The sequence below is a fragment of the Bacillus pretiosus genome (assembly GCF_051294775.1).
GTDB lineage: Bacteria > Bacillota > Bacilli > Bacillales > Bacillaceae_G > Bacillus_A > Bacillus_A wiedmannii.
This window is the reverse complement of record NZ_JBPPHF010000003.1, coordinates 561,986-585,297: the sequence shown is the minus strand read 5'-3', so window position 1 is coordinate 585,297 and position 23,312 is coordinate 561,986. Positions and strand designations below refer to the sequence as shown.

Here is a 23,312-nt window from a genome sequence, read left to right as displayed (position 1 = left end):
ATTTCACTCCTTTTTTGATTTACTTCCTTTTTTCGAACGATATTCTTTTCCTTTATTATCATTACCAGTCTCAAATTCAGTACTAAACTCTTGCTGAAATTGTCCTGATTTTGGTGAGCCTTGATTTCCGCTCCCTTTACTACCATTTCGATTTGTCATATGTCTGCCCCCTTCCTTTACTAGTAGTATGTTACATATTTTCTTTTTTATAATCTTTTACATACGAAAGAAGACCTTCCTCTCATAAGGAAGGTCTTCTCCTTTATTACGTAAGCGTTTTCTTACCTGTGATGAATTAAATAAGTTTTTTAGAAATTGATATCATTATATTCATTTCTTCTTCTGAAAGCGCGGAGAATCTTTCCTGTAAATATTTCTTTTTCTCCCCTTCCATTTTTGCAACTAAATCTTTTCCTTGTTCTGTAATCTCCAAATATACAACTCTGCGATCTGACGTAGAACGTGAACGAGTTACAAAACCTTTATTAATTAATTTTTCTGTAACAGCTGTAATATGACTATTCGACACATTTAACTCATTGGCTACACGTGATACCATTTCTTTATTCGTACGATTCAATATTCTAAGGACGATGAACTCATTCCACGGTATGTAACCACCAAATATCTTTCCAATATCATTACGCAACGTGCGGAACATAGCAAAAACATTTGTCGATAGTTCTTCCATTAATTGCTCTCGATTTTGAGACAACTTTGACAGCCCCTTTTATTTCATTTAGTTAAATAAAAACCTTATTAATAATTTTACATGAAATCTTACTTTTTGTCACCTTATTTTCCCACAATTCGTAGTTTTTTAATAGATATTTCATGATACAATAAAGTTGATTTTCCAGAAAAAGGGGATGGAATAGTGAGTGAAGAAGAAAAATTTTTTAATCTCAATCTAAAAGATAAGACTTTGATTATTGGTTTTGTTATTCTGTTTCTCATTATAATTTTTGCATTTATATTCTTTGTTTATGTAGGAATCTTTCATATTACAGGTATAGAGTATAGATCACGCACTGCTTTACTTCTATTTTTTCTATTAATTACTTTCTTAGACGGTATTACATTCTTTATCTTCGGTTTCCTCAAGGCGTTGCTATATCCAATGACAAAAAACATGCCAAATTGGCTGGCTATTACTCTTTTTGCAATCATTGAAATTACGCTAGATTGGTTCGTCATTCATACTGCCGATGATTGGATAGAGAGCGTACAACTGTCCAATCTTACTGAATTATGTGTCATACTATTCCTTTTCCTATTAAATCAATTATTAAGTGACAAGAAAGAGTAAGAATGCAAGCTTTTCTATATAAAAATTGGTACAATGAAAACAAATCATACTAAAGAGGTGTTACTTATGAACTTACAACAATGGGCTGATAAAGGTATGTCCTTTGATACATATGTGAATGAAATGAAAGTAAATCAATATGAGCTACTGCACATTTATAATAACTTTTCAATTCCAAATGAATTACTTCCTGTATTAGAAGAACGCCAAAATGATGGCTGGCGTGTTATCGTATTAACAGCTGATTGGTGTGGTGACGCTCTTTTATGCGTACCTGTTATGAAACGAATTTCTGAAGTTGCAAATATTGATATGAGATTATTAATTCGCGATGAAAACTTAGAATTAATGGATCAATATTTAACAAATGGAACAGCACGTGCCATTCCAATTTTTATTTTCATTGATAAAGATGGAAATGAACAAGCCGTTTGGGGACCACGCGCTCCAAAAGTACAAGAGTTAGTAACTTCAATGCGCGCTACATTGCCTGAAAAAGAAAATCCAACATTCGAAGAGAAACAAAAAGAAATGTACGCTAATTTCCGTGCTACATTAGCTGATGATACTTCTCTTTGGGAACATGTAATGGAAAGCATGATGGAAAAAGTAGTAAAATAAAAAAACTGCCGAACTCGGCAGTTTTTTTATTACATAATGAAGAAATAGAATACCGCAGCTAAAATGAAACGATAGTAAGCGAACGGTGTTAGTTTTACACGACCTAATAATTTTAAGAATGAAACAATTGCAAGCATCGCAACAACGAATGCTGTAATAAACCCTGTTGCAAATAACGGGATATCAGCCGCACTTAATATATCCCAGCTTTTAATTAAATCTAAACCACTTGCAGCTACCATCATTGGTACTGCTAAAATAAATGTATATTCAGCCGCCGCTGTATGTGACACGCGAGCTAATAAACCACCACTTATTGTAGAACCAGAACGAGAAAATCCTGGCCAAAGCGCTAAACATTGGAACATCCCAATTGTAAATGCTTGCTTATATGTGATTTCATCTAATGTTCTTGCTGTACTTGGTTTCGAAAACTTCTCAGCAACAATCATTAAAATACCACCAGCCACTAAACTGATGACAACTGGGCCTGGCCCAAATAAAACTTCTTTAATCGCACTATGGAACAATACGCCAAGTACGCCGGCAGGAATCATCCCGATAATAATATGTAATAAATTTAACGATGGTCCATCTGTTACTTTCCCAATACCTACTAAAGACCATAGACGCTTCCAAAATATAACAACAACTGCTAAAATCGATCCCAATTGAATAACAACTTCGAAAACTTTCGCTCTCTCGTCGTCAAATCCAAGTAAATGACCTGTTAAAATCATATGTCCTGTTGATGAAACTGGTAAAAACTCTGTTAAACCTTCAACAGCACCCATGATTATTCCAATTAACCAATCAGCCACGAGTAGTGCCTCCTTAATAACAAATATGTAATTTTTCACACCTTATCATAATACCTTATCCCCTTTTAAAGTGCATCCTTTTTTTATTGATTGTACATGTTGTATGCGCGTATTTCTTTTCTATTTTTTGATTAAATTGTATGATAGTATGAGTTTGTTTTTTTAGCGGAAAGGGGATTTTATGAAAGAAACTAATTCATTCTCACAAAAATTAAAGCAATTTGTATTACTATTTTTCCCGATTTTCGTAACGCAAATGTCATTATTTGCAATGAGTTTTTTCGATACGACAATGTCCGGGCACGCAAGTCCTATTGATTTAGCGGGTGTTGCTATCGGAACAAGTATATGGCTTCCCGTTAGTACCGGATTAACAGGAATTTTAATGGCTACTACTCCAATTGTTGCGCAGCTAGTTGGATCAAAGAAAAAAGAGGATGTTCCCCAAGTTGTCATACAAGCAGTATATTTAGCAATTTGTGCTAGTTTCGTGGTCATCCTTATCGGTTTCTTCGCTGTTTCACCTATTTTAAACGGCATGCGCCTGGAAGAACCAGTGGAACGTATTGCGGCACAATTTTTAAGTATTATTGCAATTGGAATTATCCCTTTATTTACTTACACTGTTTTACGCGGCTTTATTGATGCATTAGGAAAAACTCGCACAACGATGATCATTACATTACTATCATTACCAATTAACGTAGTATTAAATTATGTATTAATTTTTGGTCATTTCGGTTTTCCAAAACTCGGTGGTGTTGGAGCGGCAATTGCTTCTGCAGCAACCTATTGGTGCATTTTAATCATTACCGTTATTATTATTCGTACGAAAGAGCCTTTCGCATCTTTCAATATATTTAAACAATTATATCGTCCTTCTCTTTCAAGTTGGACTGAATTCTTAAAACTTGGCGTCCCTATCGGATTTGCTATCTTTTTTGAAACGAGTATTTTCGCTGCGGTGACACTTATGATGAGTAATTTTAGTACGACAACAATCGCTGCTCATCAAGCAGCTATGAACTTCGCTTCCTTGTTATATATGACTCCTTTAAGTTTAGCAATGGCAATGACCATCGCTGTTGGATTTGAAGTTGGAGCAAAGCGATACAATAACGCAAAACAATATGGATTTATCGGGATTGGCTTAGCACTTGCATTCGCCCTATTATATTCAATTCTTCTCTACTTCTTTGATGATGCAATTGCTTCAATTTATACGACAGATATACAAGTTCATCATTTAGCAAAAGAATTTCTTATATTTGCGATTTTATTTCAAATTTCAGATGCAATTGCAACTCCTGTACAAGGGGCACTACGTGGTTATAAAGACGTAAATGTTTCCTTAATTATGACATTAATCGCTTACTGGGTAATAGGTCTCCCTCTCGGTTACATATTAGCAACTTATACTGACTGGGCAGCAAAAGGATATTGGATCGGTCTTATTATCGGTCTAGCATTTGGCGCTATCTTCCTCCTTGTCCGTCTCTTTCAAGTTCAAAGAAAATATACAATAGAAAACCGCCGCTCACGATAGAGGGGCGGTTTTCTTTATGCATATTTTTTCTTTGAACGTATAACATAATGAAAAAGAAAGGTGGATACATATGGACGAAAAAGAAAAAAAGCAATCATTCGATGAAGAATTCGCCCCTGAAATTTCACCTGGATATCGGCAAGATGTACATAAGCCACCTAAATATAAAAACACCTCGTTTTTAATGGGCATTACCATTTTTGCTGCGGTGTTACTCGTACTCATCATTTTCGTTTATTTTTAAGGAAAGGTGACATATTATATATGAAGAAACAAGATTCCAATCGTTCAAAAAGAACTGTGAAAACAGAAAAAGGGTATGCAGGTGATTCTGTTCTTACACAGAAACAAATCGAGCAAGGAAATTTATATATTGCTCAAAAAGAACTTGGTCAACAAAATGAAAACCTTTAGAATCCCTCAAAGAACTGGGGGATTTTTTTATCCGCTATTTGTAGCACTGATTCATGTTTCACTTTATTGTACATACTGTTTTTGTTCTAACACCTTAAATATATTATTAACCTTTACAATTTTTATTTCATAATTCAATTTCATTTCGCTTCTCTTACCATTTTCAGTACCCGTAACGTACGCTACAGTTTGATAACGAAAACTTTCATCCGTCACTTCACGTATGTCCTCGTTTGTAAATTTATACTCTAAATCCCGAAACCGATTTGGATAATAATTTCCTATTAATTGTTCATACCCTCTATTTACAAATAGTACTTCACCTTTTCGTTTCACATCTTCTTTATTATTAAGCTCAAACACTGATAATTGCTCTGTTACAAAATGTTTTCCTACCTTTTTCATTTCATTATGAGTTAAAGTTTCTATACTTTTGTTCTTTAATTCATTATTTAATCCGTACTGATTAATCAGTTTAAAGCTAGCAAAAACCTCTTCTTTATATGACCAAAACAATCCAAAAGCGATACATAGAGAAATGATGAATAGTCTTTTCTTCGTAATACTCCCGCCCTTCTTCATAATGATAGTTATATTTTAACATATAGAAAGAAAATTCTGATATCATAAAGTGGAATAACTTAATTCAGAAACGAGGAACAATTATGGACTCTTACAAACAGTATATAAAAGAAGCTTTGCCTAATCTTTCTATACATTCATATAAACAAAATGAAGAAGGATGGGATAATGTAGCAGTTATAGTAAATGATGAGCTACTGTTTCGTTTCCCGCGAAAACAAGAATATGCAATGCGAATTCCTTTAGAAAAAGAACTGTGCATAATTCTCTCTCATTTGCTACAAGAAATCGAGGTTCCAAAGTATCACCTATTCTATAAAAAGGATACTGATACTATTCCCCTCTGTAGTTACTATACTCTCATTCATGGTGAACCGTTTAAAAAAGAAATAGTTACCAAGCTAGAGAAAAAAGAACTTGAAGTAATTATTACACAATTAGCGACTTTCCTTGCGGCTCTACATAGTATTCCTTTAAAGCGTGTGAAGGCATTAGAATTCCCTATAGAAAAAACACTCACCTACTGGAAAGAGCTACAAACAAAATTAACTCAATATCTTACTAACAGTCTTACTTCATACCAGAAATCAGCGTTAAATTGTTTATTCGAAAATTTCTTTACATGTATCGATACATCCACTTTTCAAAAAACAATTATTCACGCTGACTTTACACATCATCACATTTTATTTGATCACCAAAATAAAACCATTTCAGGTATTATCGATTTTGGTGATGCTCAAATTGGAGATCCCGCCTTTGATTTTGCTGGGCTATATTATGATTTTGGACATGAATTTACTACATCAGTATATGAACAATACAGTACGCTTATTTCACACCATGATCCATTATTCATTCATCGCATCACGACCTTTTATCAATACAGTCCTTTATTACATAATATGATTTATAACTTTGAAACAAAGAATGAACTTGAATTCCTAGCAGGTACAGAAAAACTGAAAGTAATACTACAGGGCCGAGATTAAATTCTCTCCCGATATTCTCTCTCTTCATACATCATTAACTTTTTATCCATTTCAACAATAATTTGATACAGTTGAAACGCTTGTAAAATTTGCAGTTGAATTCCAAAAGGAGCATTCTGTTCTTTTAACCATTGAAATACTTTCGTTTCATCTTTCATTGATTATTCCTCCCTTTATTAAAATCTGCTACAAATATACGGTAAATGATGAAAAGCTTTTCATGTCAATAACAAAAAAGGATGCAAAATTGCATCCTTTAATGTACGATATTTTTCTTCTGCTTTGCTTCTTTCTTTACTTCTTCCCTTTGGCATTCACTACGAAACGCACAACTCATACATTCAGAACGAAAATGACGCTCTGTATAATGCTCAGGTTGTTGCAACATTTCTTTCATTCTAGATAAATCAGCCATGCCAGTTATAATATCTTCCTGTTTCGGAATGTACTCATACTTAGTTCCTTCTATTAAATTAATAACTTCAATTTTTCCTGGAAGAATGCCGAAAGCTTTATAACTGAATACTGTCATTAACTTTTGACAAAGAGCAAGCATTTCCTCATCCGCATCGACAACATACTTTTTAATTACAAACGACTCAGTACTCCACTCACCAACTTCTAATGTCAATGACATGTGGACACCTAACTCTTCCATATATGTTTGAAATTTTTCATACAAAAATAACGGCGGTGTCTGACTATCATCTCTTTCAACAAACTGTAATAAGTGATCTGTTAGCTTCGCTAACACAATATAATACTCCGCCTTCGAAGCAAACATATTAACCCTTACTTTTTTCCAATACTTTTCTATTAATATTAAAAGTACAATTTTCGTTTGTTGGCCCGCAGGTAGTGTGTAATATTCGTTAATAATTCGATTCACAATCATTTGTGCGATTTGTTGCCATTCAAACGAAGAAGGTTCTCTTCTTTTTATATGACGAAAATAAAATTTATGCGGGCAACGCATAAAATCATACAAATGATAATCTGTCATCGTTTTGATTGCGATTTTCTCATGCACTTGCTCTCCATCTCCCTTCTGCCATTAAGAAAGGTGTTTTACAAATTCAGCTCCAAACTGTAAACATTTTTCTACATCTTCATCTTCTGGCGTTAATTCTACTTTTAGTCCTTCTAACACAACTGCAGCTCCGCGCTCTTGTAGCTTTTCTATTAAAATGTCAACCGCCACGCCGTATTTCGGATAAGCCGAATCACATGATCCGAATACTGCTGCTTTTTTCCCATTTAAATCAATAGAATCCATTGCGTCATAAAAATCTAAGAAATCATCAGGAAGGTCACCATCTCCCCAAGTGTAAGCACCTAAAATAATTCCATCATACTGTTCTAGTATAGAAGCCTCTGGTGAATCCATAATATCGATCACTTCAATTTCATTTTCTGTTGCACGAATTGCACCCGCAATATGATCAGCCATTTCCTCTGTATTTCCACTCATACTTGCAAATATCATTACTAACTTACTCAACTGAATCTCTCCTTTTACCTTGTATCTCTTTTTCTGTTGGAAGTGTACTCTTCTCATCTACATATTCAGATCGAATTACATTTCGTTGCCATTCCATATGCTGATCAACATCTTTATTTTTATCTTTTAATCCCCTCCGCAGAAGGTGAAATTTTTTTCTCATTAACATGTCGTATCCACCCTATTGATAATAATTATCAATTTCAACTACTTTTAGATTAATTGATATTGATTATCAATGTCAACAACTATTTTTTAAAAAATGATTAAAATGTACAAGCTTGTCCGTTAGCTATTCATATACTATAAATGAGCATAGTTCTTTCTCAGCCCTCTCTGACGGAAAGAAATAAAAGCAACTGCGATAGAGCGCAGTTGCCTTTTTTTATACTTTTTTACGATTTTAGTAATCTTATCGCTGTCTCTAGAAATAATTCCACTCCATAAATTAAAGCTGCTTCATCTACATCAAATTTTGGATGATGATGTGGATAACAAGTATCGATCTTTTCATTCCCCGTCCCCAATTTAATGAAGCAACCCGGTGCTTTTCTTAAATATGCTGAAAAATCTTCTCCTCCCATAGAAGGTTCAAGCTTCACAACACGCTCATTCCCAAACAAATGTAGTGCACTTTCTTCTACTACTTTCGTAATATATTCATCATTAATAACCGGATCATATCCATATCGATACGTATATGTATACTTCCCTCCATGTGCTTTTGTAATTCCTTTCACGATTTGCTCAATTTTCTCTTCTGCTTCTATTCTTAACGCTTGATTAAAAGAACGCACAGTTCCCATTAAAGTTGCTGCATTAGGAATAATATTATCAGCCATTCCCCCATGAAACTGCGTAACTGAAACAACTCTTTGCATGAAAGCACTTGTATTTCTTGATACGATATGTTGTAAATTTGTAATAATCTGCGCTCCGATAGCAATAGGATCTATCGTTTCTTCTGGCCTCGCCGCATGCCCTCCTTTCCCTTGAATTTCAACTGTAAATACGTCCGGTGCCGCCATCATCGGTCCATACGCAATTCCGATTTTCCCGCTCTCAAGTCCTGACATAACATGTAAACCTATTACATAATCAACACCATCCATCACGCCTGCCTCAACCATTTCTTGTCCCCCGCCAGGATACACCTCTTCTGCGTGCTGAAAGAAGAGACGAATCTCACCTACGAAATCTTCCTTTATATTTGATAGCACCTCTGCTGTACTTAACAAAATAGCTGCGTGAGCATCATGCCCACATGCATGCATCATTCCTTTATTCACAGACGTATAAGATTTCCTTGTCTCTTCTTGAATTGGTAAAGCATCTATATCAGCTCGAATCGCTACTACTTTCCCTTGTCCCGTCCCTCTTTTAATTGCTAGTACACTATACTTCGTCGGTCTCGTTACTTCAAAAGAAGAAAATGAACATAATGTATCATATATAAATTGAGAAGTTTCTTTTTCATGAAATGATAATTCCGGATATTTATGAAAATGCTGTCTCCACTTAATAATGTTTTCTTCTGAAATAAGATCCTTCCACATCCTCTTCATCAGAAATTCCTCCTCTTATGAAACTTTAACAATTCATATATTAACTATGAAAAACTCAAACAAATATTACATTTCTATACATTCTCCCAGACCACTTTTATACATTCACACAATCCACTTCCTATTTACATGTCAAATCCATTACAAATTCATGCTGAATGTAATATAATTGCTAAGTTAGGGATTTTCTTTTTTAGTATTTAGTGCTAATATCAGAAAAGAGCCTTTTGACTTATTTTTACCTAAAATGTGGAATTTTGTTTTTTTCACAATAATGTAGGACATGATACCTACAAAGAGCTATCATTTCATTAAGAGAGGGAAAGACATGGAAAGATTAAAAGAGATATGGTCTCGACCACTCACACAATGGGTTGCAAAGACGGTTTATTACCTTGCAATTTTATTTGCATTGCTTTGGTTGTATGGATTCCATGATACAAACACAAGTACATTTATTTACAACGAATTTTAGGGTGGGAACGTTATGAAGTTATTAGAACAAATTGAAAAGTGGGCTATTGAAACGCCTGATCAAACTGCTTTTGTTTGGCGAGATGCGAAAATTACGTACAAACAATTAAAGGAAGATTCTGATGCGTTAGCACATTGGATTTCTTCTGAGTATCCAGATGATCGTTCACCAATTATGGTGTATGGCCATATGCAACCTGAAATGATTATTAACTTTTTAGGATGTGTAAAAGCTGGACACGCTTATATTCCTGTAGATTTATCTATCCCAGCTGATCGTGTACAACGTATCGCTGAAAATTCTGGTGCGAAACTACTTTTATCAGGAACTGAAGTAACTGTAACTGATTTACCAGTTCGCATTGTAAGTGAAGACAACTTAAAAGATATTTTCTTTACTCATAAAGGGAACACTCCAAATCCTGAACATGCGGTAAAAGGTGATGAGAACTTCTACATTATTTACACATCAGGAAGCACAGGTAATCCGAAAGGGGTTCAGATTACTTATAACTGCCTTGTAAGCTTTACAAAATGGGCTGTAGAAGATTTCAACTTACAAACAGGACAAGTATTCTTAAACCAAGCACCTTTCTCATTCGATTTATCTGTCATGGATATTTACCCATCCTTAGTAACAGGTGGTACACTTTGGGCAATCGATAAAGATATGATTGCACGTCCAAAAGACTTGTTTGCTTCTTTAGAGCAATCGGATATACAAGTATGGACTTCAACACCATCTTTCGCAGAGATGTGTTTAATGGAAGCATCTTTCTCTGAGAGTATGCTACCGAACATGAAAACATTCTTATTCTGCGGTGAAGTGTTACCAAATGAAGTAGCTAGAAAATTAATTGAGCGTTTCCCGAAAGCGACAATTATGAATACGTACGGTCCAACAGAAGCTACTGTCGCTGTAACAGGTATTCACGTTACAGAAGAAGTGCTTGATCAATACAAATCACTTCCAGTTGGCTACTGTAAATCAGATTGCCGCCTTCTTATTATGAAAGAAGATGGCACCATTGCACCTGATGGTGAAAAAGGTGAAATCGTAATTGTCGGTCCAAGCGTAAGTGTTGGATATTTAGGAAGCCCGGAATTAACAGAAAAAGCATTTACTATGATTGACGGTGAGCGCGCCTATAAAACAGGCGATGCTGGCTATGTTGAAAATGGTCTTCTATTCTATAATGGTCGTCTTGATTTCCAAATTAAGCTGCATGGTTATCGAATGGAATTAGAAGAAATTGAGCATCACCTTCGTGCGTGTTCTTACGTAGAAGGAGCAGTTATCGTTCCAATTAAAAAAGGTGAGAAATACGATTATTTATTAGCGGTTGTTGTTCCTGGCGAACATTCATTTGAAAAAGAATTCAAATTAACATCTGCAATTAAAAAAGAACTCAATGAGCGATTACCAAACTACATGATTCCACGTAAATTCATGTATCAATCTTCTATTCCAATGACACCAAATGGAAAGGTAGATCGCAAAAAATTATTGAGTGAGGTTACAGCATGACCGCATATGGATCATTTTATTTTTTCGCTATAGTGGGCATTTTATTAATACCTACTATCATAGCTGGACTAAAAGGTAAAATGTTGCGTAAATATAATGCCGTTTTAACATTAGTAATGCTCGTTATTATCTTCTCGGATAAACCGAAGCAAGCGATTATGTTAGCCGCATTTATTATTTGGCAATATGCCCTTATTAAAGGCTATTTAATTTTAAGAAAACAAAATAATAGTACATTCATGTTTTGTATAGCTGTTATTTTGTCGATTTTACCGCTCGTTTTAGCAAAAATTGCACCGTTTGTACCTGAGCTAAAGTTTGTTGTATTTTTAGGAATGTCCTATGTAACATTTAGAGCAGTACAAATGGTATTTGAAGTTCGTGATAACTTAATTAAAGAACTTTCCTTCTTTAATTTTTGGGAATTCATTTTATTCTTCCCAGCTATCTCAACGGGACCTATCGATCGTTACCGCAGATTCCAAAAAGATATTCAAAAGCCACCTAGTGCAGAAGAATATCAAAATTTACTATATACAGGGCTAAACCGTATTTTCCAAGGTTTCTTGTATAAATTTATTATCGCTTACTTAATAAAGCAATATTTTATGGATCCGGCATTCGCTCAGCAAGATACAATCCTATCAAATATGATTTACATGTATAGCTATAGCTTATATTTATTCTTTGACTTCGCTGGTTATAGCTCATTTGTAATTGGTGTAAGTTATATGATGGGAATTAAAATTCCAGAAAACTTTAATAAACCATTCATTAGTCGTAACATTAAAGACTTCTGGAATCGCTGGCACATGACCTTATCATTCTGGTTCCGTGATTTTATTTACATGCGTTTCGTCTTTTTTGCAACGAAGAAAAAGTTAATTAAAAACCGTTACACAATTTCGTATATCGGTGCATTTTTAAACTTTTTCATCATGGGAATATGGCATATTACTGGTGAGCATGTGTATCAATACATTATTTATGGTCTTTATCATGCCGCACTGTTTATTTTATTCGATATTTTCGAGCGAAAAAACAAGAAGCATAAGTTTTGGCCAAACAATAAATTTACACACGTCCTTGCGATTGTAATTACGTTCCACGTTGTATGTTTCGGTTTCCTAATTTTCTCTGGACACCTTAACAGATACTTTTAATGCACCCTTCTTATACTAGTAAGAAGTTGCACATATAATATATTTCGGATATAAAGGAGATTTTAAAAATGGCAGAATTTAAAGAGCAAGTATTAGATATTTTAGAAGAAGTATGTGAGAACGATATTGTGAAAGAAAACTTAGATGTTCAATTATTTGAAGAAGGTATTCTTGATTCTTTCGCTGTAGTATCTTTATTAGTTGAATTCCAAGAGCGTTTAGATATTGAAGTTTCTATTTCTGATTTTGACCGTGACGAGTGGGCTACACCAAACATGGTTATCAAGAAGTTGGAAGAAATCCGATGAACAAAGCAAAATTTGGTCCGATGCTTTTAGCATTGGCCCTTTTTGCTGTATTCTTACTTATTCCAACGCGCTTTCTACTTCCACTTTTAAGTGATGAAAAAGTAGAACAAGCTGCCACTTCTTTAAAAGAAGAAAAGATTCAAAGTATGATATTACAGCAAAAAATGTTAGCAGACCCGAAATACCTTCCGATGTACGGTTCATCGGAATTCGCACGTATGGATGCTTTCCATCCATCAAATTATTTCAAAGTAAAGCCTGAAGGGTTCACACCATTCCTACTTGGACGCGGAGGAACACAAGACCTTGTACATGTGTTAAACTTTGCATCTACAATGGATCAATTGAAGGGTAAGAAAATGGTATTCGTTCTTTCTCCTCAATGGTTTGTACCACAAGGTATTGATGAAACACACTTTGCACCTAACTTTTCAAAACAACAAGGCTATCACTTGCTTTTCAATGATGACTTAAAGCCTGAAATGAAAAAGCAAATTGCAAAACGTTTATTAAACTTTGAGATCGTCAAGAAAGAAACTTTACTAAAAATTTCGCTTGAAGGTATCGTTTATGATGATACAAAGCATAAAGTAAAAGCACTTGCTGCTAAACCTTTCGCTTATATTTATCGTAACATTTTAGATCGTAAAGATTTATTTACAGCAATGTTTGATATTAAACCGCATAAAGAAAAACTTGACCCTTCATTAAAACAAATGAATTGGGAAGAAGCTCGTAAACATGCAGATCAAACTGGTGCAGTAGAATCAGGTTCTAACGAATATGGTATCGAAGATGATTACTTCAACAGCAAAATCAAGAAGAAATTAAAGCAACGTGAAGGCTACTTAAAAAATGATGCTTATGATCAATCGCCAGAATATGAAGATTTACAAATTGTACTTGATTTATTAAAACAATCTGGTGCAAAACCAATCTTCATTTCTGTTCCTGTAAAAGGTCCTTGGTACGATTACGCGGGCTTCCCGAAAGAACGCCGAGAATTGTACTATAAGAAAGTTCATGAGCAAATTGAGAAAGCTGGCTATCCAATTGCCGACTTCTCAAATCATGAGTATGATAAATACTTCTTAAAAGATCACATGCACTTAGGTTGGAAAGGCTGGGTTTATATCGATGAAGCCATCCAACAATTTTATAAAGCAAACTAAAGAAAAGACCGCTTGAATTATTCAAGTGGTCTTTTTCTATATACACTTTGCAATTGTTTGATTACGTTATCTGCTTCTTTCATCACTCGCTCCACTACATGCTGAGCTGATTCTATTCGCGCTAATGATGACGCTTGTCCTGCCCAAAGTGACATATATTCTCCTTTATTTTGTTTTGCTGCTTCTTGGCGTATTTTAGAGGTTAATACATTTTGCACTGGATACATCGGAAGCCCTTCTTCTTTCCCTTCATGTCTCTCTATAAATTCATTACGAATACCCCGCGCATATTTCCCGGAAAACGCACGGGTCACAGTTGTACTCGTATCTGTACTATGTAACACTGCTTCTTTATACACATCATGCGTAATACTTTCTTTACTCGTTAAAAAGGCTGATCCCATTTGAACAGCTTCTGCCCCCAGTGTAAATGCCGCAACAAGCCCTTGTCCGTTCATTACACCACCTGCTGCAACAATTGGGATATGCGGGACTGCTGCTACTAACTGTGGAATTAATGCAAACGTCCCAATCATAGCGTCCTGTTCTTTCCCAATAAACGTTCCTCTATGCCCTCCTGCCTCGCTACCTTGACCGACAATAATGTCTACTCCTAATTCAGCAAGCACCCTCGCCTCTCTCACATGAGTAGCTGTTCCGATGACTTTTATTCCTCTTCTTTTTAAGTCATCTATTTCTTCTTTTTCTAACGTTTGAAATGCAAAGCTAACGACTGGTACGTTTTCTTCTACTAACACTTGTAATTGTTCTTTATAGCTTTTTGGAAGCTTTATCGTCTCTTCTTCCTCTATACCGAATTCTCTATTCACTCCGCTAAGCAATACCTTTGCCAAGTTTACTTTCTCTTCTTCTATCTGTATCTCTTTCGTTAACAGTAAATTAACACCGAAAGGCTTATCAGTTCGTTCCCTTATTTTATAAATTGCTTCACGAATTTGCTCTGGGCTCATATAGCCTGCTCCAAGCGTTCCTAGTCCTCCGCTATTACTTACAGCTGCAACAAGCTCAGGCGTCGTAATTGCACCTGCCATACCTGCTTGAATGATGGGATACTTAATTTGTAATGTATCTATAACTCGACTTGTAAACATCATTTCTCCTCCTATTCCCCTTATATCTTCTTTATTTGACAAACTTTCCCCTTCTTTTACAAGGGTTGAACTTCCTATGAAGCGAATATATTGAAAGTGAAGGAGGCTGAAAACAATGATATATCCAAATGCGTTACAACAAGGTGATACAGTAATGATTATTGCACCGTCCGGCCCACCAACAATTGAAAATGTATTAAAAGGGGTAACCCTATTACAAGAAATGGGTTTATCTGTAGTAATTGGGAAGAGTGTTTATGAGAAATATGGATATTTAGCTGGAAGTGATCAAGTTCGGCTCGATGATATACATGAAGCATTTACAAATAATGAAGTAAAGGCCATTTTCTGTGCACGAGGTGGTTACGGAAGTGCTCGTCTCCTCCCTCACATTCAATATGAAATCATTCAGCAGAATCCAAAAATCTTTTGGGGATATAGCGATATTACAGCTTTACATACGGCCTTTTCACGTTATGCAAAGCTTGTTACTTTTCATGGTCCAATGGTTGAAGAATTAGGTAAAGGTGTAGATTCTCTTTCTTTATCTTCTTTCAATCAACTATTCCATCCGTATTCAACCATCTTATCTGCTTCAGAATGTATCGTACCTACCTCTCCATGTACAGTTACAGGCACATTGGCGGGAGGAAATTTAACTGTATTAACGAGTATAATTGGCTCACCCTATGAGATAATTACGGCTAATAAACTTTTGTTGCTTGAAGACATTGGGGAAGAACCGTATCGCATTGACCGTATGTTAAATCAGCTACTTATATCTGGAAAGTTTAATGAATGTAGCGGTGTTATTTTTACAAGTTGTCACGACTGCACTCCTTCTAAACCATCTCAATCATTGCAAACAATACTATATGAATTTTTCGCACCATATCATATACCTGTCCTATTCGGTTTACCGATTGGACATATAAGCCCAAACATCGGGATTCCTCTTGGAGCTACAGCGACAATAAATACAAATAATAAAACAATCTCTATTTCTTCTGGCGTAGCCAATCCGTATTCAAATTAAAAAGGAAAAGCGATTCCGCTTTTCCTTTTATTTATAATAATTAAAAATTCGTCCAGATGCGATATCTGCAACTTCTTCTGGAATAAATGTTTTACTTATATCAGTGCCAACATTTAATACTGCTGTAGCATCTTTCTCAATGCTACCAAATAATTCTTTTCCACGTATCGTAATAAGGGGCGTTCCTTCTGGCAACACGTCTTTTACAAATTCCATTTGTGTAAAGAACGGAACGATCCATCTACCCTCTCCTTGGAAATGACGCAAACGAAGTATTCCTTCTGTTGCCCCGTCCTCTGCTTCTAGTGAACCAGCAACATAAAACTCAGTAGATAAGAGCAATTCATAAAATTCCTTTTGCTTCTGTTTATCGTCCCCTGCTACAACAAGTACTTCTTCTATTCTCTTTACCGGAATTTGCTCCATATGATGCCACCCCTATTTCAAAATGATTGTACTTAGATTATACGAAATATTCTTATTTTTTTCTACATAATTCGCAATTATTTTCTTAAAATAATTTTAACACTTCTTTTGTCGTTACAATCGTAGCAAACTCTTCATGTAAATTTACAAGTGTCATATTGTGAATATCCTCTGCATTATACTCTTTACCATCTAGACCTTTACGGTTAAAAGTAGCCGTTGCATCACTCACTAAATACGTTGTAAATCCTAAATTTCCTGCCATTCGTGTCGTAGTCTCCACACAATGATTTGTCGTTAATCCTACAACCACTACTGCATTACATTTGTTCTCTCTTAATTGCTCTTCTAAATTTGTCCCAATGAACGCGCTATTAACGAATTTATGAATAACCACTTCACCAGGTAGTGGTTGCACTTCTTCTTTAAAGTTTACCGTTTCCGCTCTCTCATAAAACATTGACTGAGCATTTTCTTTATTTACATGTTGAATATGAAAAACTGGTCGTTTCCTTTTTCTCCATTCTGCTAACAAAATTCTCATGTTTTCTTCAGCAAAAATATTATTTCTCTCGCCCCAATCTGGTAATTGAAATGCCTTTTGTACGTCGATTATGATAAGGGCTATTTGATTTGTCATCATTTCCCCCTTAATTTGGCTGTAATTGAAATAGAAAACCAAGTTGTTGTGACGCAGTAATAAAGCAAACATAGGCGCAAAGCTCTACAATTTCTTTTTCTGTCCAATATTGTTTTAATACGTGAAACATAGTATCATCTATTGCTTTTCGGTCATGAACAAATGTATGCGCAAAAGTAACAGCTACACCAATCTCCTCTGCCTTTTGCACATCATCAGGTCTTCCCTTTGCCATACAGTACGGACATTCATTCCCATACGCTAATGTTCTTCTCACTTGCTCCTTCAACTCTGCTGAAAGAGTTCCTTTATTGTACAGTGTATCTTCTAACGTACTCCACGAATGTAATATATCCGAATTATGCCCTAATAACTTTTGAAACTTTGTATCTCCTACATTTGATAATGAAATTCTCTCCATCATTTCCCCTCCTATTTCCTTCCGTTTTATTGTAAAATAAATAAAGTTCACTTTACATTTCATATGAATCTTAATTTATATTTTTCCTTTACAAAAATTATTATTTTACTGGAGGTATATTTACAAATGCAACTAGACCGTGTCGATCGAAAGATTTTAAATGAATTATATAATGATAGTCGCCTTTCCATGCGTGAATTGGCGAAACGAGTAAACTTATCTGCTCCGTCTACTGCAGAGCGTGTTCGCAAACTTGAAAGTGAAGGCGTGATTCAAAAGTACACAATTGATATCGATTATAAAAAAGCAGGACTTGTTTTAGATTGTATTTTAGAAATCACTTTAAAAAATGGTGATACAACACGTATGCAACAGTTTATTCAGTCTTATCCATCTGCAAGTTTTTGTTACCGCGTAACAGGAAGCTTATGCTACATTGTAAAAATTTCTGTTCCTTCACTCGTTGAACTTGAAGATTTTATCAATGATGTTTCTTCATATGCAACGACAGTTTCTCATATCGTATTATCAGAAGTATCTCTTACTCCTGATATCGAACACATCTTCCCAGAAGATTAATTTATTTTTATTCATAAAATACAAAAAAACCCCTTACAATAAGAATAAAAATAATATATTATGTATTAAAATACATAAAGTTCGAGAAAGGGGCTTTACATTGAAAATCTGGTTTTATGAAAAAACGGCACAATTAGATGATTTACTTGGCATTTGGGATAATGTTCCGACTATCCCTCGAATTGGTGAAAAAGTGGAGATTTTAAAAACAGTCCGTATCGTTACAGATATTAAATATGTAAAGAACGGTAATAATTTTCGTGTAGAAATTATTACAAATTAAAAAGTAGCTCTTTAGGAGCTACTTTTTAATTATCTATCCTGTGCTTTCTTTATTACAATTTTATCTTCTTCTACAGATACTGTTACATAATCATTTTCTTCTAATCGAAGCTTATTTACTGCTTCATCTGGTAGCTCTACAGCCATCAGTCTATCTGTTACGATCACTTGACTATACACTTCATTTTCTTGTAATGCACTCACCACTTTTTCCTCATTTATAAAGCGCACTGGTGGCACACCCACTTCTTTTACTGTACGCCATTGTTTCCAAACGTAAGGAATTAACCAAAGTAATCCAACAACTGTCAGACCGATACCGATCCATAAATTACTTTGCGCTTGTAATTCAGTAATTGAGATTGCGCTACTCTCTTCTCCACCGACAAATTGCATACTTGTTGCAATCAAATTATTTAGAGCGTGTACAGCGATATTCGTCCATATATTTTTCGTCTTTATGTATAAAAGACACATTACAACACCAAACATAAATGCACCAATAACATCAAAATGTCCTAAACCAAAAATAAGTGAAGATATGATTACAGCTTTTTTAATTCCCCATTTATGAGCCATTCGCTGTAAAAAGAAGCCTCTAAAAATAACCTCTTCCATAATAGGTGCTAATACACATGCTGAAATGAAAGTAAATATCGTCATATATATGTTACTCGTATTAATAACATTTACGTCTTCTAACATGGTAACTAAGAAATTCGGTAACGTATGTGCTAATATGTAAAATTGAATATGAGATATACCAACTGAAAAAATCATTCCCATTATCGTTGCTAATACAATTAATCCCCACGGTAAACGTCCTGGCTTATCAAAAAAACTGTTAAACACAACATTATTTTTATTTGTTTTTACGTATAACCAAAATAACGGAAATACAAAAAATACAGTTATTTGTGAAATAACCTCCATCGTATTCTCAGAAACATTTGCTAGACTTAATGGGATCATCGTAAGGAACAATCCTATAATCATCCATCCAAAAAAACTGCGTAGCCTTATACGTGAAAATGCATAGTGCATAATAGAACACCCCCAAAGATAGTAAAATAAATGGTGTGATAATTAAATTATCATATGAATATAGTTGAAATTCTCCCTATTTTTCTCAAATACTTTCGAACAATATATATAGTAATCATTCTTTTCTTACAGTTGAAATATACGAGAAAGTTATGTAATAAAAATCCCCGTTTTTACAAGCGGGGATTTCTTTTATTATAATACGTCACGTTTTTGGAATAATGCACTTGATACTACAAGTAATACAACAAAGTATACAGCTACAAGTAATAAGGAAGTTGTAAATGTAAACTCTGTAAATGTTGGTTCCGTTCCGCCACTTACTAGTTTATTGCTATCGTACACACTTAAATTTAAATGGAAAAACACTACAAATTTCGCTACACCTTTTGCAAACATCATTAATACCATATTAATTGCTCCTTGTAAGAAGAAGAGAAACATCGTAATAATTAATGGTAATACAGACTTTCTAAATACGTTTGCTAAGAAAAATGCAAGCGTCGCAAAGAAGAACGGCGAAAGTACTTGATATAAAGTAGATTTCATTACGATTCCTACCGTTAATTCTGTTTTACTACCATCCATTACAATTCCGCCAATAATCATTGCAATTAACGTGCTAGCAAATATGATAAATACTATAGTAAGTAACACTGTAATATATTTAGAGAATAAAACTGTAATTCGCTTTCTTGGACGGATTAATAACTGCTTAATTGTACCTTTTTGGAACTCATCAGTAATCATACGAGAAGCAATCGTAATCCCAAAAATTGTTGCAAACAAAGTAATTAAACCAATCTCTGAACTTGCAAAATCTAAATATGATCCTTTAAATTCACTTCCGTCTCCCCATTTCAGCATCGCTAAAACTCCCAAAATCTCCAATACTGCAATGACACCAATTAAAATATACATACCTTTTTTCGCATGTAACTTTAAAAATTCATTTTGAATTAATTTAAACATTACGCTTTCACTCCCCCTGTAATCGCTAAGAACTCATCCTCTAACGTTTTATTTTGAACAGTAACTCCGTATACAAGCACATCGTCATTTACAAGTCGTTTTACAAGTTGTGGGATTTCCTCTTTCATTACAGATACTGCAATTACATTTCCTTGCGTCTTACCTTTAATGATTTCATTTGCTTTCTGTACTTGATCTACTTCAAACGCTACAACTACTGTCTCATCATGTTTCGCTTGTTCGTGTAAGTTGTACTCTTGCACAAACTCACCTTGCTTAATAATAACGACGCGATCACACATGAGTTCAATTTCACTTAATAAGTGACTTGATACGATTACAGCAATATTCTCTTCTTTCGCTAAACGTTGTAAATAATCACGAATTTGGCGAATACCAGCTGGATCTAATCCATTTGTCGGCTCATCTAAAATTAAGATTTTCGGCTGATGAAGTAATGCCTGTGCAATTCCTAAACGTTGTTTCATACCAAGTGAATATGTTTTCACCTTTTTATGAATTGCGTGCTCTAATTCGACAAGCTTTACAATTTCAGCAATGCGCTCTTTACTAATTGGTGTAATTGCCATGTTCGCAAAATGCTTTAAGTTTTGCATGCCAGTCATATAATCATATAGTTCAGGATTTTCTACAATTGCCCCAATTTGCTCTAGCGCCTTTTCACGCTCCGTGCGAATACTATGACCGCAAATTGTAATATCGCCCTCTGTCATTGATATAAGACCTGTCATCATACGAATTGTCGTCGTTTTACCACTACCGTTCGGTCCAAGAAACCCGTACACTTCCCCTTCACGAACTTCAAATGATAAACCGTGGATAATTTCCGTTCCACCAATCTTTTTTCGAACATTCTCTAACTTTACTACTACATTTCCCAATGTTGATTCCTCCTTTAGGCTTCTAGTTTCTTATCGATTATGCGACCTGTTATATAAACAAATAAAACAAATATACCGATTGAAAAAGCAATACTATATAAATTCATAAGCTTTTCTGGATAAAGAAACACATTTGCTTCTGATGATTCATCTATATACACTAACTTTGTTATAAAAGCAGGTGTAGGTGCAAGTCCACCTAGCATTTCATATATCATATTGATTACTTTCGTTACTAGTAAAAATAAGAAGAAAATAATTACATACTCCATTTTTTTCTTTTTCAAAGAAAATACTTTAACGCCAGCTACTGTAAAAAGTAAAACTAACAATACACTTGATAAATTAAATACATATAACACACTGCTAAATAATTGTTTTACTATATCTAACGTAAGTGTACTTTCGGTAAATAACAATCCATAGAGTTCTGTACCTTTTATTACTTTCATCGAAATGCTATAGAAAAACATAGTACCTATTACTTCAAAACACATTAAGCTAATTGCCGCATATGACAATATTGCTAAAACAATTTTTTTACCAGATATCGGTGTTAATCGAAATAATGTACTTTCGGTCATTTTCCCAAACGCAGACATCGCCTGCAGAAATACTAATACCGCAAAAATTATATAAACTAAGAATACTAAGGCAACTATAATCATTTGCCTTACTTCTCCTGATTCTTGTTTAATATAATTCCCCATACTTACAAAAGCGACAGCTGCAATAAATATGAATGACAATAACGAAATGAAAATTTGTTTTTTATTCGCATTGTACATATATATTAAACTGGCCTTCATCTACTAAACACCTCCTTAAACAAATCCGTAACAGCTTTTCCTCTTTGGAAACGTAATTCCTCTACATTTTCATGCAATACACTCTCACCATCTTTTAAAAAGATTACTTCGTCAAAAATATTTTCCACTTCTCCAATTAAATGTGTTGCAATTAAAATAGTACAGTCTTCGCGATAAAACTGTAAAATAAGTTCCAGTACATGCTCCCTAGAAACGAGATCAATCCCGCCCAATGGTTCATCTAGTACGTATAACCTCGCTTTCCTCGAAAATGTTAAAATAATTTGTAGCTTTTCAACCATACCTTTTGATAAAGCTGTAATTTTTTCTTCTAACGGTATTTTAAATTCCGCAATTGTATCTACCGCTTTTTGAATGTCGAAGTCTTTATAAAAATCTCGATAGAAGAATAAAGAATCTTTTACCGTCATCCAATCATCAAATACTGGTTTATCCGACATAAAAGAAACAATTTCTTTCGTTTCTAATCCTACCTTTTTACCAGCGATTGTAATACTGCCTTCAGAAGGATGCTGCAGACCGGCAATCATTTTCAATAACGTCGTTTTCCCGCTCCCGTTATCTCCAACGAGTCCTATAATTTTCCCTTCCGTAATCTCTATGTTTAGTTCACGGATCACTGCTTTCAATCCGTATCGCTTCCATAAGTTTTCTATTTTTAATAACTCTGTCATTCGCTCTCCTCCCTCTTCTCGTGTAATGAAGAGCGAAGGATTGTAAGAATTTCTTCTTCTGAAAAACCTAAATTGTCCATTCCATCTATAAAAGAATGAAGTAATTCTTTCGCCATCTCTTTTCGCAGCTCCATAATTTTCTCCCCTTCATTCGTTACATATCGTCCCATTCCTCTACGTGTGACAACAACCCCATCCCGTTCTAGCTCTTGAAATGTACGCTGAATCGTATTTGGATTTACTTGTAATTCACTCGCTAATTCACGTACAGAGGGAATTTTATCACCCGGCAATAAATGTCCTGTTACGATTTCTTTTTTTATGTATTCCATTACCTGAATGTAAATTGGTGTATTTGGAGAAAACTCTATTTTCATTTCTTCCCTCCTTTTGTATCG

Annotated in this window: 33 protein-coding genes; 14 read left to right on the top strand and 19 right to left on the bottom strand. The window is 34.6% G+C overall.

What is annotated here, in order from left to right:
* Positions 1 to 3: 3 nt before the first annotated feature.
* Positions 4 to 159: a hypothetical protein gene (locus ACSG5Z_RS19590; RefSeq protein WP_000184933.1), complete on the bottom strand. Its 156-nt coding sequence runs from the start codon at positions 157 to 159 to the stop codon at positions 4 to 6.
* Between the two features lie 136 nt (positions 160 to 295).
* Complete coding sequence (locus ACSG5Z_RS19585; RefSeq protein WP_000081442.1) at positions 296 to 715, bottom strand: MarR family winged helix-turn-helix transcriptional regulator; 420 nt, start codon at positions 713 to 715, stop codon at positions 296 to 298.
* A 162-nt stretch (positions 716 to 877) separates the two neighbouring features.
* On the opposite strand from ACSG5Z_RS19585, the gene ACSG5Z_RS19580 reads away from it, so the two are divergent.
* On the top strand, positions 878 to 1,309 hold the full coding sequence (locus tag ACSG5Z_RS19580; RefSeq protein ID WP_060489505.1) for a YrvL family regulatory protein: 432 nt from the start codon (positions 878 to 880) through the stop codon (positions 1,307 to 1,309).
* A gap of 33 nt (positions 1,310 to 1,342) precedes the next feature.
* On the top strand, positions 1,343 to 1,930 hold the full coding sequence (locus ACSG5Z_RS19575; protein WP_097908378.1) for a thioredoxin family protein: 588 nt from the start codon (positions 1,343 to 1,345) through the stop codon (positions 1,928 to 1,930).
* 29 nt (positions 1,931 to 1,959) lie between these two features.
* Here the strand turns inward: ACSG5Z_RS19575 and uppP are convergent, their stop codons facing one another.
* Positions 1,960 to 2,751: a bacitracin resistance undecaprenyl-diphosphatase gene (gene uppP / locus ACSG5Z_RS19570; RefSeq protein WP_060489503.1), complete on the bottom strand. Its 792-nt coding sequence runs from the start codon at positions 2,749 to 2,751 to the stop codon at positions 1,960 to 1,962.
* Between the two features lie 181 nt (positions 2,752 to 2,932).
* Here uppP and ACSG5Z_RS19565 point away from each other — a divergent pair, with 181 nt between their 5' ends.
* From ACSG5Z_RS19565 to ACSG5Z_RS19555, 3 genes are all read left to right on the top strand, one after another.
* Complete coding sequence (locus tag ACSG5Z_RS19565; protein WP_087984834.1) at positions 2,933 to 4,297, top strand: MATE family efflux transporter; 1,365 nt, start codon at positions 2,933 to 2,935, stop codon at positions 4,295 to 4,297.
* Between the two features lie 70 nt (positions 4,298 to 4,367).
* Positions 4,368 to 4,541: a hypothetical protein gene (locus ACSG5Z_RS19560; protein WP_000343559.1), complete on the top strand. Its 174-nt coding sequence runs from the start codon at positions 4,368 to 4,370 to the stop codon at positions 4,539 to 4,541.
* A 20-nt stretch (positions 4,542 to 4,561) separates the two neighbouring features.
* Positions 4,562 to 4,711, top strand: a complete 150-nt coding sequence (locus ACSG5Z_RS19555) for a hypothetical protein (protein WP_435711996.1) — start codon at positions 4,562 to 4,564, stop codon at positions 4,709 to 4,711.
* A 63-nt stretch (positions 4,712 to 4,774) separates the two neighbouring features.
* On the opposite strand, the gene ACSG5Z_RS19550 is transcribed toward ACSG5Z_RS19555, so the two are convergent.
* Positions 4,775 to 5,293: a biotin transporter BioY gene (locus ACSG5Z_RS19550; RefSeq protein WP_435711995.1), complete on the bottom strand. Its 519-nt coding sequence runs from the start codon at positions 5,291 to 5,293 to the stop codon at positions 4,775 to 4,777.
* A gap of 83 nt (positions 5,294 to 5,376) precedes the next feature.
* Between ACSG5Z_RS19550 and ACSG5Z_RS19545 the strand changes: the two genes are divergently transcribed.
* Positions 5,377 to 6,285: an aminoglycoside phosphotransferase family protein gene (locus ACSG5Z_RS19545; RefSeq protein ID WP_435711994.1), complete on the top strand. Its 909-nt coding sequence runs from the start codon at positions 5,377 to 5,379 to the stop codon at positions 6,283 to 6,285.
* On the opposite strand, the gene ACSG5Z_RS19540 is transcribed toward ACSG5Z_RS19545, so the two are convergent.
* The 5 genes from ACSG5Z_RS19540 to amaA form a co-directional block, all read right to left on the bottom strand.
* The gene (locus ACSG5Z_RS19540) at positions 6,282 to 6,443 is read right to left on the bottom strand and encodes a hypothetical protein (protein WP_046958209.1); all 162 of its coding nucleotides are present in this window, start codon (positions 6,441 to 6,443) and stop codon (positions 6,282 to 6,284) included. The genes ACSG5Z_RS19545 and ACSG5Z_RS19540 overlap by 4 nt on opposite strands.
* A gap of 98 nt (positions 6,444 to 6,541) precedes the next feature.
* Positions 6,542 to 7,315, bottom strand: a complete 774-nt coding sequence (locus ACSG5Z_RS19535; protein ID WP_088062612.1) for a hypothetical protein — start codon at positions 7,313 to 7,315, stop codon at positions 6,542 to 6,544.
* Between the two features lie 24 nt (positions 7,316 to 7,339).
* Entirely contained in the window at positions 7,340 to 7,786 is a 447-nt protein-coding gene (locus ACSG5Z_RS19530) for a flavodoxin (RefSeq protein WP_098857381.1), read from the bottom strand.
* Entirely contained in the window at positions 7,779 to 7,955 is a 177-nt protein-coding gene (locus ACSG5Z_RS19525) for a hypothetical protein (protein WP_016088748.1), read from the bottom strand. Before ACSG5Z_RS19525 ends, ACSG5Z_RS19530 begins: the two co-directional genes overlap by 8 nt.
* A gap of 226 nt (positions 7,956 to 8,181) precedes the next feature.
* Complete coding sequence (gene amaA / locus ACSG5Z_RS19520; protein ID WP_087984828.1) at positions 8,182 to 9,351, bottom strand: N-acyl-aliphatic-L-amino acid amidohydrolase; 1,170 nt, start codon at positions 9,349 to 9,351, stop codon at positions 8,182 to 8,184.
* A 328-nt stretch (positions 9,352 to 9,679) separates the two neighbouring features.
* Here amaA and ACSG5Z_RS19515 point away from each other — a divergent pair, with 328 nt between their 5' ends.
* The 5 genes from ACSG5Z_RS19515 (at position 9,680) to dltD (ending at position 13,996) form a co-directional block, all read left to right on the top strand.
* Positions 9,680 to 9,826, top strand: a complete 147-nt coding sequence (locus ACSG5Z_RS19515) for a teichoic acid D-Ala incorporation-associated protein DltX (protein WP_000440293.1) — start codon at positions 9,680 to 9,682, stop codon at positions 9,824 to 9,826.
* Positions 9,827 to 9,838: 12 nt separating this feature from the next.
* A complete protein-coding gene (gene dltA, locus ACSG5Z_RS19510; RefSeq protein ID WP_000770525.1) occupies positions 9,839 to 11,353 on the top strand; it encodes a D-alanine--poly(phosphoribitol) ligase subunit DltA in 1,515 nt (504 codons plus the stop codon).
* On the top strand, positions 11,350 to 12,516 hold the full coding sequence (dltB, locus tag ACSG5Z_RS19505; protein ID WP_098199230.1) for a D-alanyl-lipoteichoic acid biosynthesis protein DltB: 1,167 nt from the start codon (positions 11,350 to 11,352) through the stop codon (positions 12,514 to 12,516). The genes dltA and dltB overlap by 4 nt, the downstream gene beginning before the upstream one ends.
* A gap of 68 nt (positions 12,517 to 12,584) precedes the next feature.
* Positions 12,585 to 12,824 (top strand): D-alanine--poly(phosphoribitol) ligase subunit DltC, encoded by a 240-nt coding sequence (dltC, locus tag ACSG5Z_RS19500; protein ID WP_000807310.1) that lies wholly within the window; start codon positions 12,585 to 12,587, stop codon positions 12,822 to 12,824.
* Positions 12,821 to 13,996, top strand: a complete 1,176-nt coding sequence (dltD, locus tag ACSG5Z_RS19495) for a D-alanyl-lipoteichoic acid biosynthesis protein DltD (protein ID WP_435711993.1) — start codon at positions 12,821 to 12,823, stop codon at positions 13,994 to 13,996. Before dltC ends, dltD begins: the two co-directional genes overlap by 4 nt.
* Before the next feature lie 17 nt (positions 13,997 to 14,013).
* Here the strand turns inward: dltD and ACSG5Z_RS19490 are convergent, their stop codons facing one another.
* Positions 14,014 to 15,108, bottom strand: a complete 1,095-nt coding sequence (locus tag ACSG5Z_RS19490; protein ID WP_435711992.1) for an NAD(P)H-dependent flavin oxidoreductase — start codon at positions 15,106 to 15,108, stop codon at positions 14,014 to 14,016.
* 115 nt (positions 15,109 to 15,223) lie between these two features.
* Here ACSG5Z_RS19490 and ACSG5Z_RS19485 point away from each other — a divergent pair, with 115 nt between their 5' ends.
* Positions 15,224 to 16,144, top strand: a complete 921-nt coding sequence (locus ACSG5Z_RS19485; protein ID WP_087984824.1) for a S66 peptidase family protein — start codon at positions 15,224 to 15,226, stop codon at positions 16,142 to 16,144.
* Positions 16,145 to 16,171: 27 nt separating this feature from the next.
* On the opposite strand, the gene ACSG5Z_RS19480 is transcribed toward ACSG5Z_RS19485, so the two are convergent.
* The 3 genes from ACSG5Z_RS19480 to ACSG5Z_RS19470 form a co-directional block, all read right to left on the bottom strand.
* A complete protein-coding gene (locus ACSG5Z_RS19480; RefSeq protein ID WP_000435201.1) occupies positions 16,172 to 16,570 on the bottom strand; it encodes an SseB family protein in 399 nt (132 codons plus the stop codon).
* Between the two features lie 85 nt (positions 16,571 to 16,655).
* Positions 16,656 to 17,210: a cysteine hydrolase family protein gene (locus ACSG5Z_RS19475; protein ID WP_435711991.1), complete on the bottom strand. Its 555-nt coding sequence runs from the start codon at positions 17,208 to 17,210 to the stop codon at positions 16,656 to 16,658.
* A 10-nt stretch (positions 17,211 to 17,220) separates the two neighbouring features.
* Positions 17,221 to 17,631 carry a carboxymuconolactone decarboxylase family protein gene (locus tag ACSG5Z_RS19470; RefSeq protein ID WP_000439757.1) on the bottom strand — a complete coding sequence of 137 codons (411 nt, stop codon included), beginning with the start codon at positions 17,629 to 17,631 and terminating at the stop codon, positions 17,221 to 17,223.
* Positions 17,632 to 17,757: 126 nt separating this feature from the next.
* On the opposite strand from ACSG5Z_RS19470, the gene ACSG5Z_RS19465 reads away from it, so the two are divergent.
* Positions 17,758 to 18,210 (top strand): Lrp/AsnC family transcriptional regulator, encoded by a 453-nt coding sequence (locus ACSG5Z_RS19465; protein WP_001175492.1) that lies wholly within the window; start codon positions 17,758 to 17,760, stop codon positions 18,208 to 18,210.
* Positions 18,211 to 18,310: 100 nt separating this feature from the next.
* The gene (locus tag ACSG5Z_RS19460; protein ID WP_000707104.1) at positions 18,311 to 18,493 is read left to right on the top strand and encodes a DUF3913 family protein; all 183 of its coding nucleotides are present in this window, start codon (positions 18,311 to 18,313) and stop codon (positions 18,491 to 18,493) included.
* Positions 18,494 to 18,522: 29 nt separating this feature from the next.
* Here the strand turns inward: ACSG5Z_RS19460 and ACSG5Z_RS19455 are convergent, their stop codons facing one another.
* From ACSG5Z_RS19455 to ACSG5Z_RS19430, 6 genes are all read right to left on the bottom strand, one after another.
* Entirely contained in the window at positions 18,523 to 19,536 is a 1,014-nt protein-coding gene (locus ACSG5Z_RS19455) for a CPBP family glutamic-type intramembrane protease (protein WP_435711990.1), read from the bottom strand.
* Between the two features lie 195 nt (positions 19,537 to 19,731).
* Complete coding sequence (locus ACSG5Z_RS19450) at positions 19,732 to 20,508, bottom strand: ABC transporter permease (RefSeq protein WP_435711989.1); 777 nt, start codon at positions 20,506 to 20,508, stop codon at positions 19,732 to 19,734.
* Positions 20,508 to 21,410, bottom strand: coding sequence for an ABC transporter ATP-binding protein (locus ACSG5Z_RS19445; protein WP_435711988.1), 903 nt, complete (start codon positions 21,408 to 21,410; stop codon positions 20,508 to 20,510). Before ACSG5Z_RS19445 ends, ACSG5Z_RS19450 begins: the two co-directional genes overlap by 1 nt.
* A 14-nt stretch (positions 21,411 to 21,424) precedes the next feature.
* Positions 21,425 to 22,219 carry an ABC transporter permease gene (locus ACSG5Z_RS19440; protein WP_087984819.1) on the bottom strand — a complete coding sequence of 265 codons (795 nt, stop codon included), beginning with the start codon at positions 22,217 to 22,219 and terminating at the stop codon, positions 21,425 to 21,427.
* Entirely contained in the window at positions 22,216 to 22,914 is a 699-nt protein-coding gene (locus ACSG5Z_RS19435; protein WP_048544987.1) for an ABC transporter ATP-binding protein, read from the bottom strand. Before ACSG5Z_RS19435 ends, ACSG5Z_RS19440 begins: the two co-directional genes overlap by 4 nt.
* Positions 22,911 to 23,291: a GntR family transcriptional regulator gene (locus tag ACSG5Z_RS19430; RefSeq protein ID WP_000687513.1), complete on the bottom strand. Its 381-nt coding sequence runs from the start codon at positions 23,289 to 23,291 to the stop codon at positions 22,911 to 22,913. Before ACSG5Z_RS19430 ends, ACSG5Z_RS19435 begins: the two co-directional genes overlap by 4 nt.
* Positions 23,292 to 23,312 lie beyond the last annotated feature (21 nt).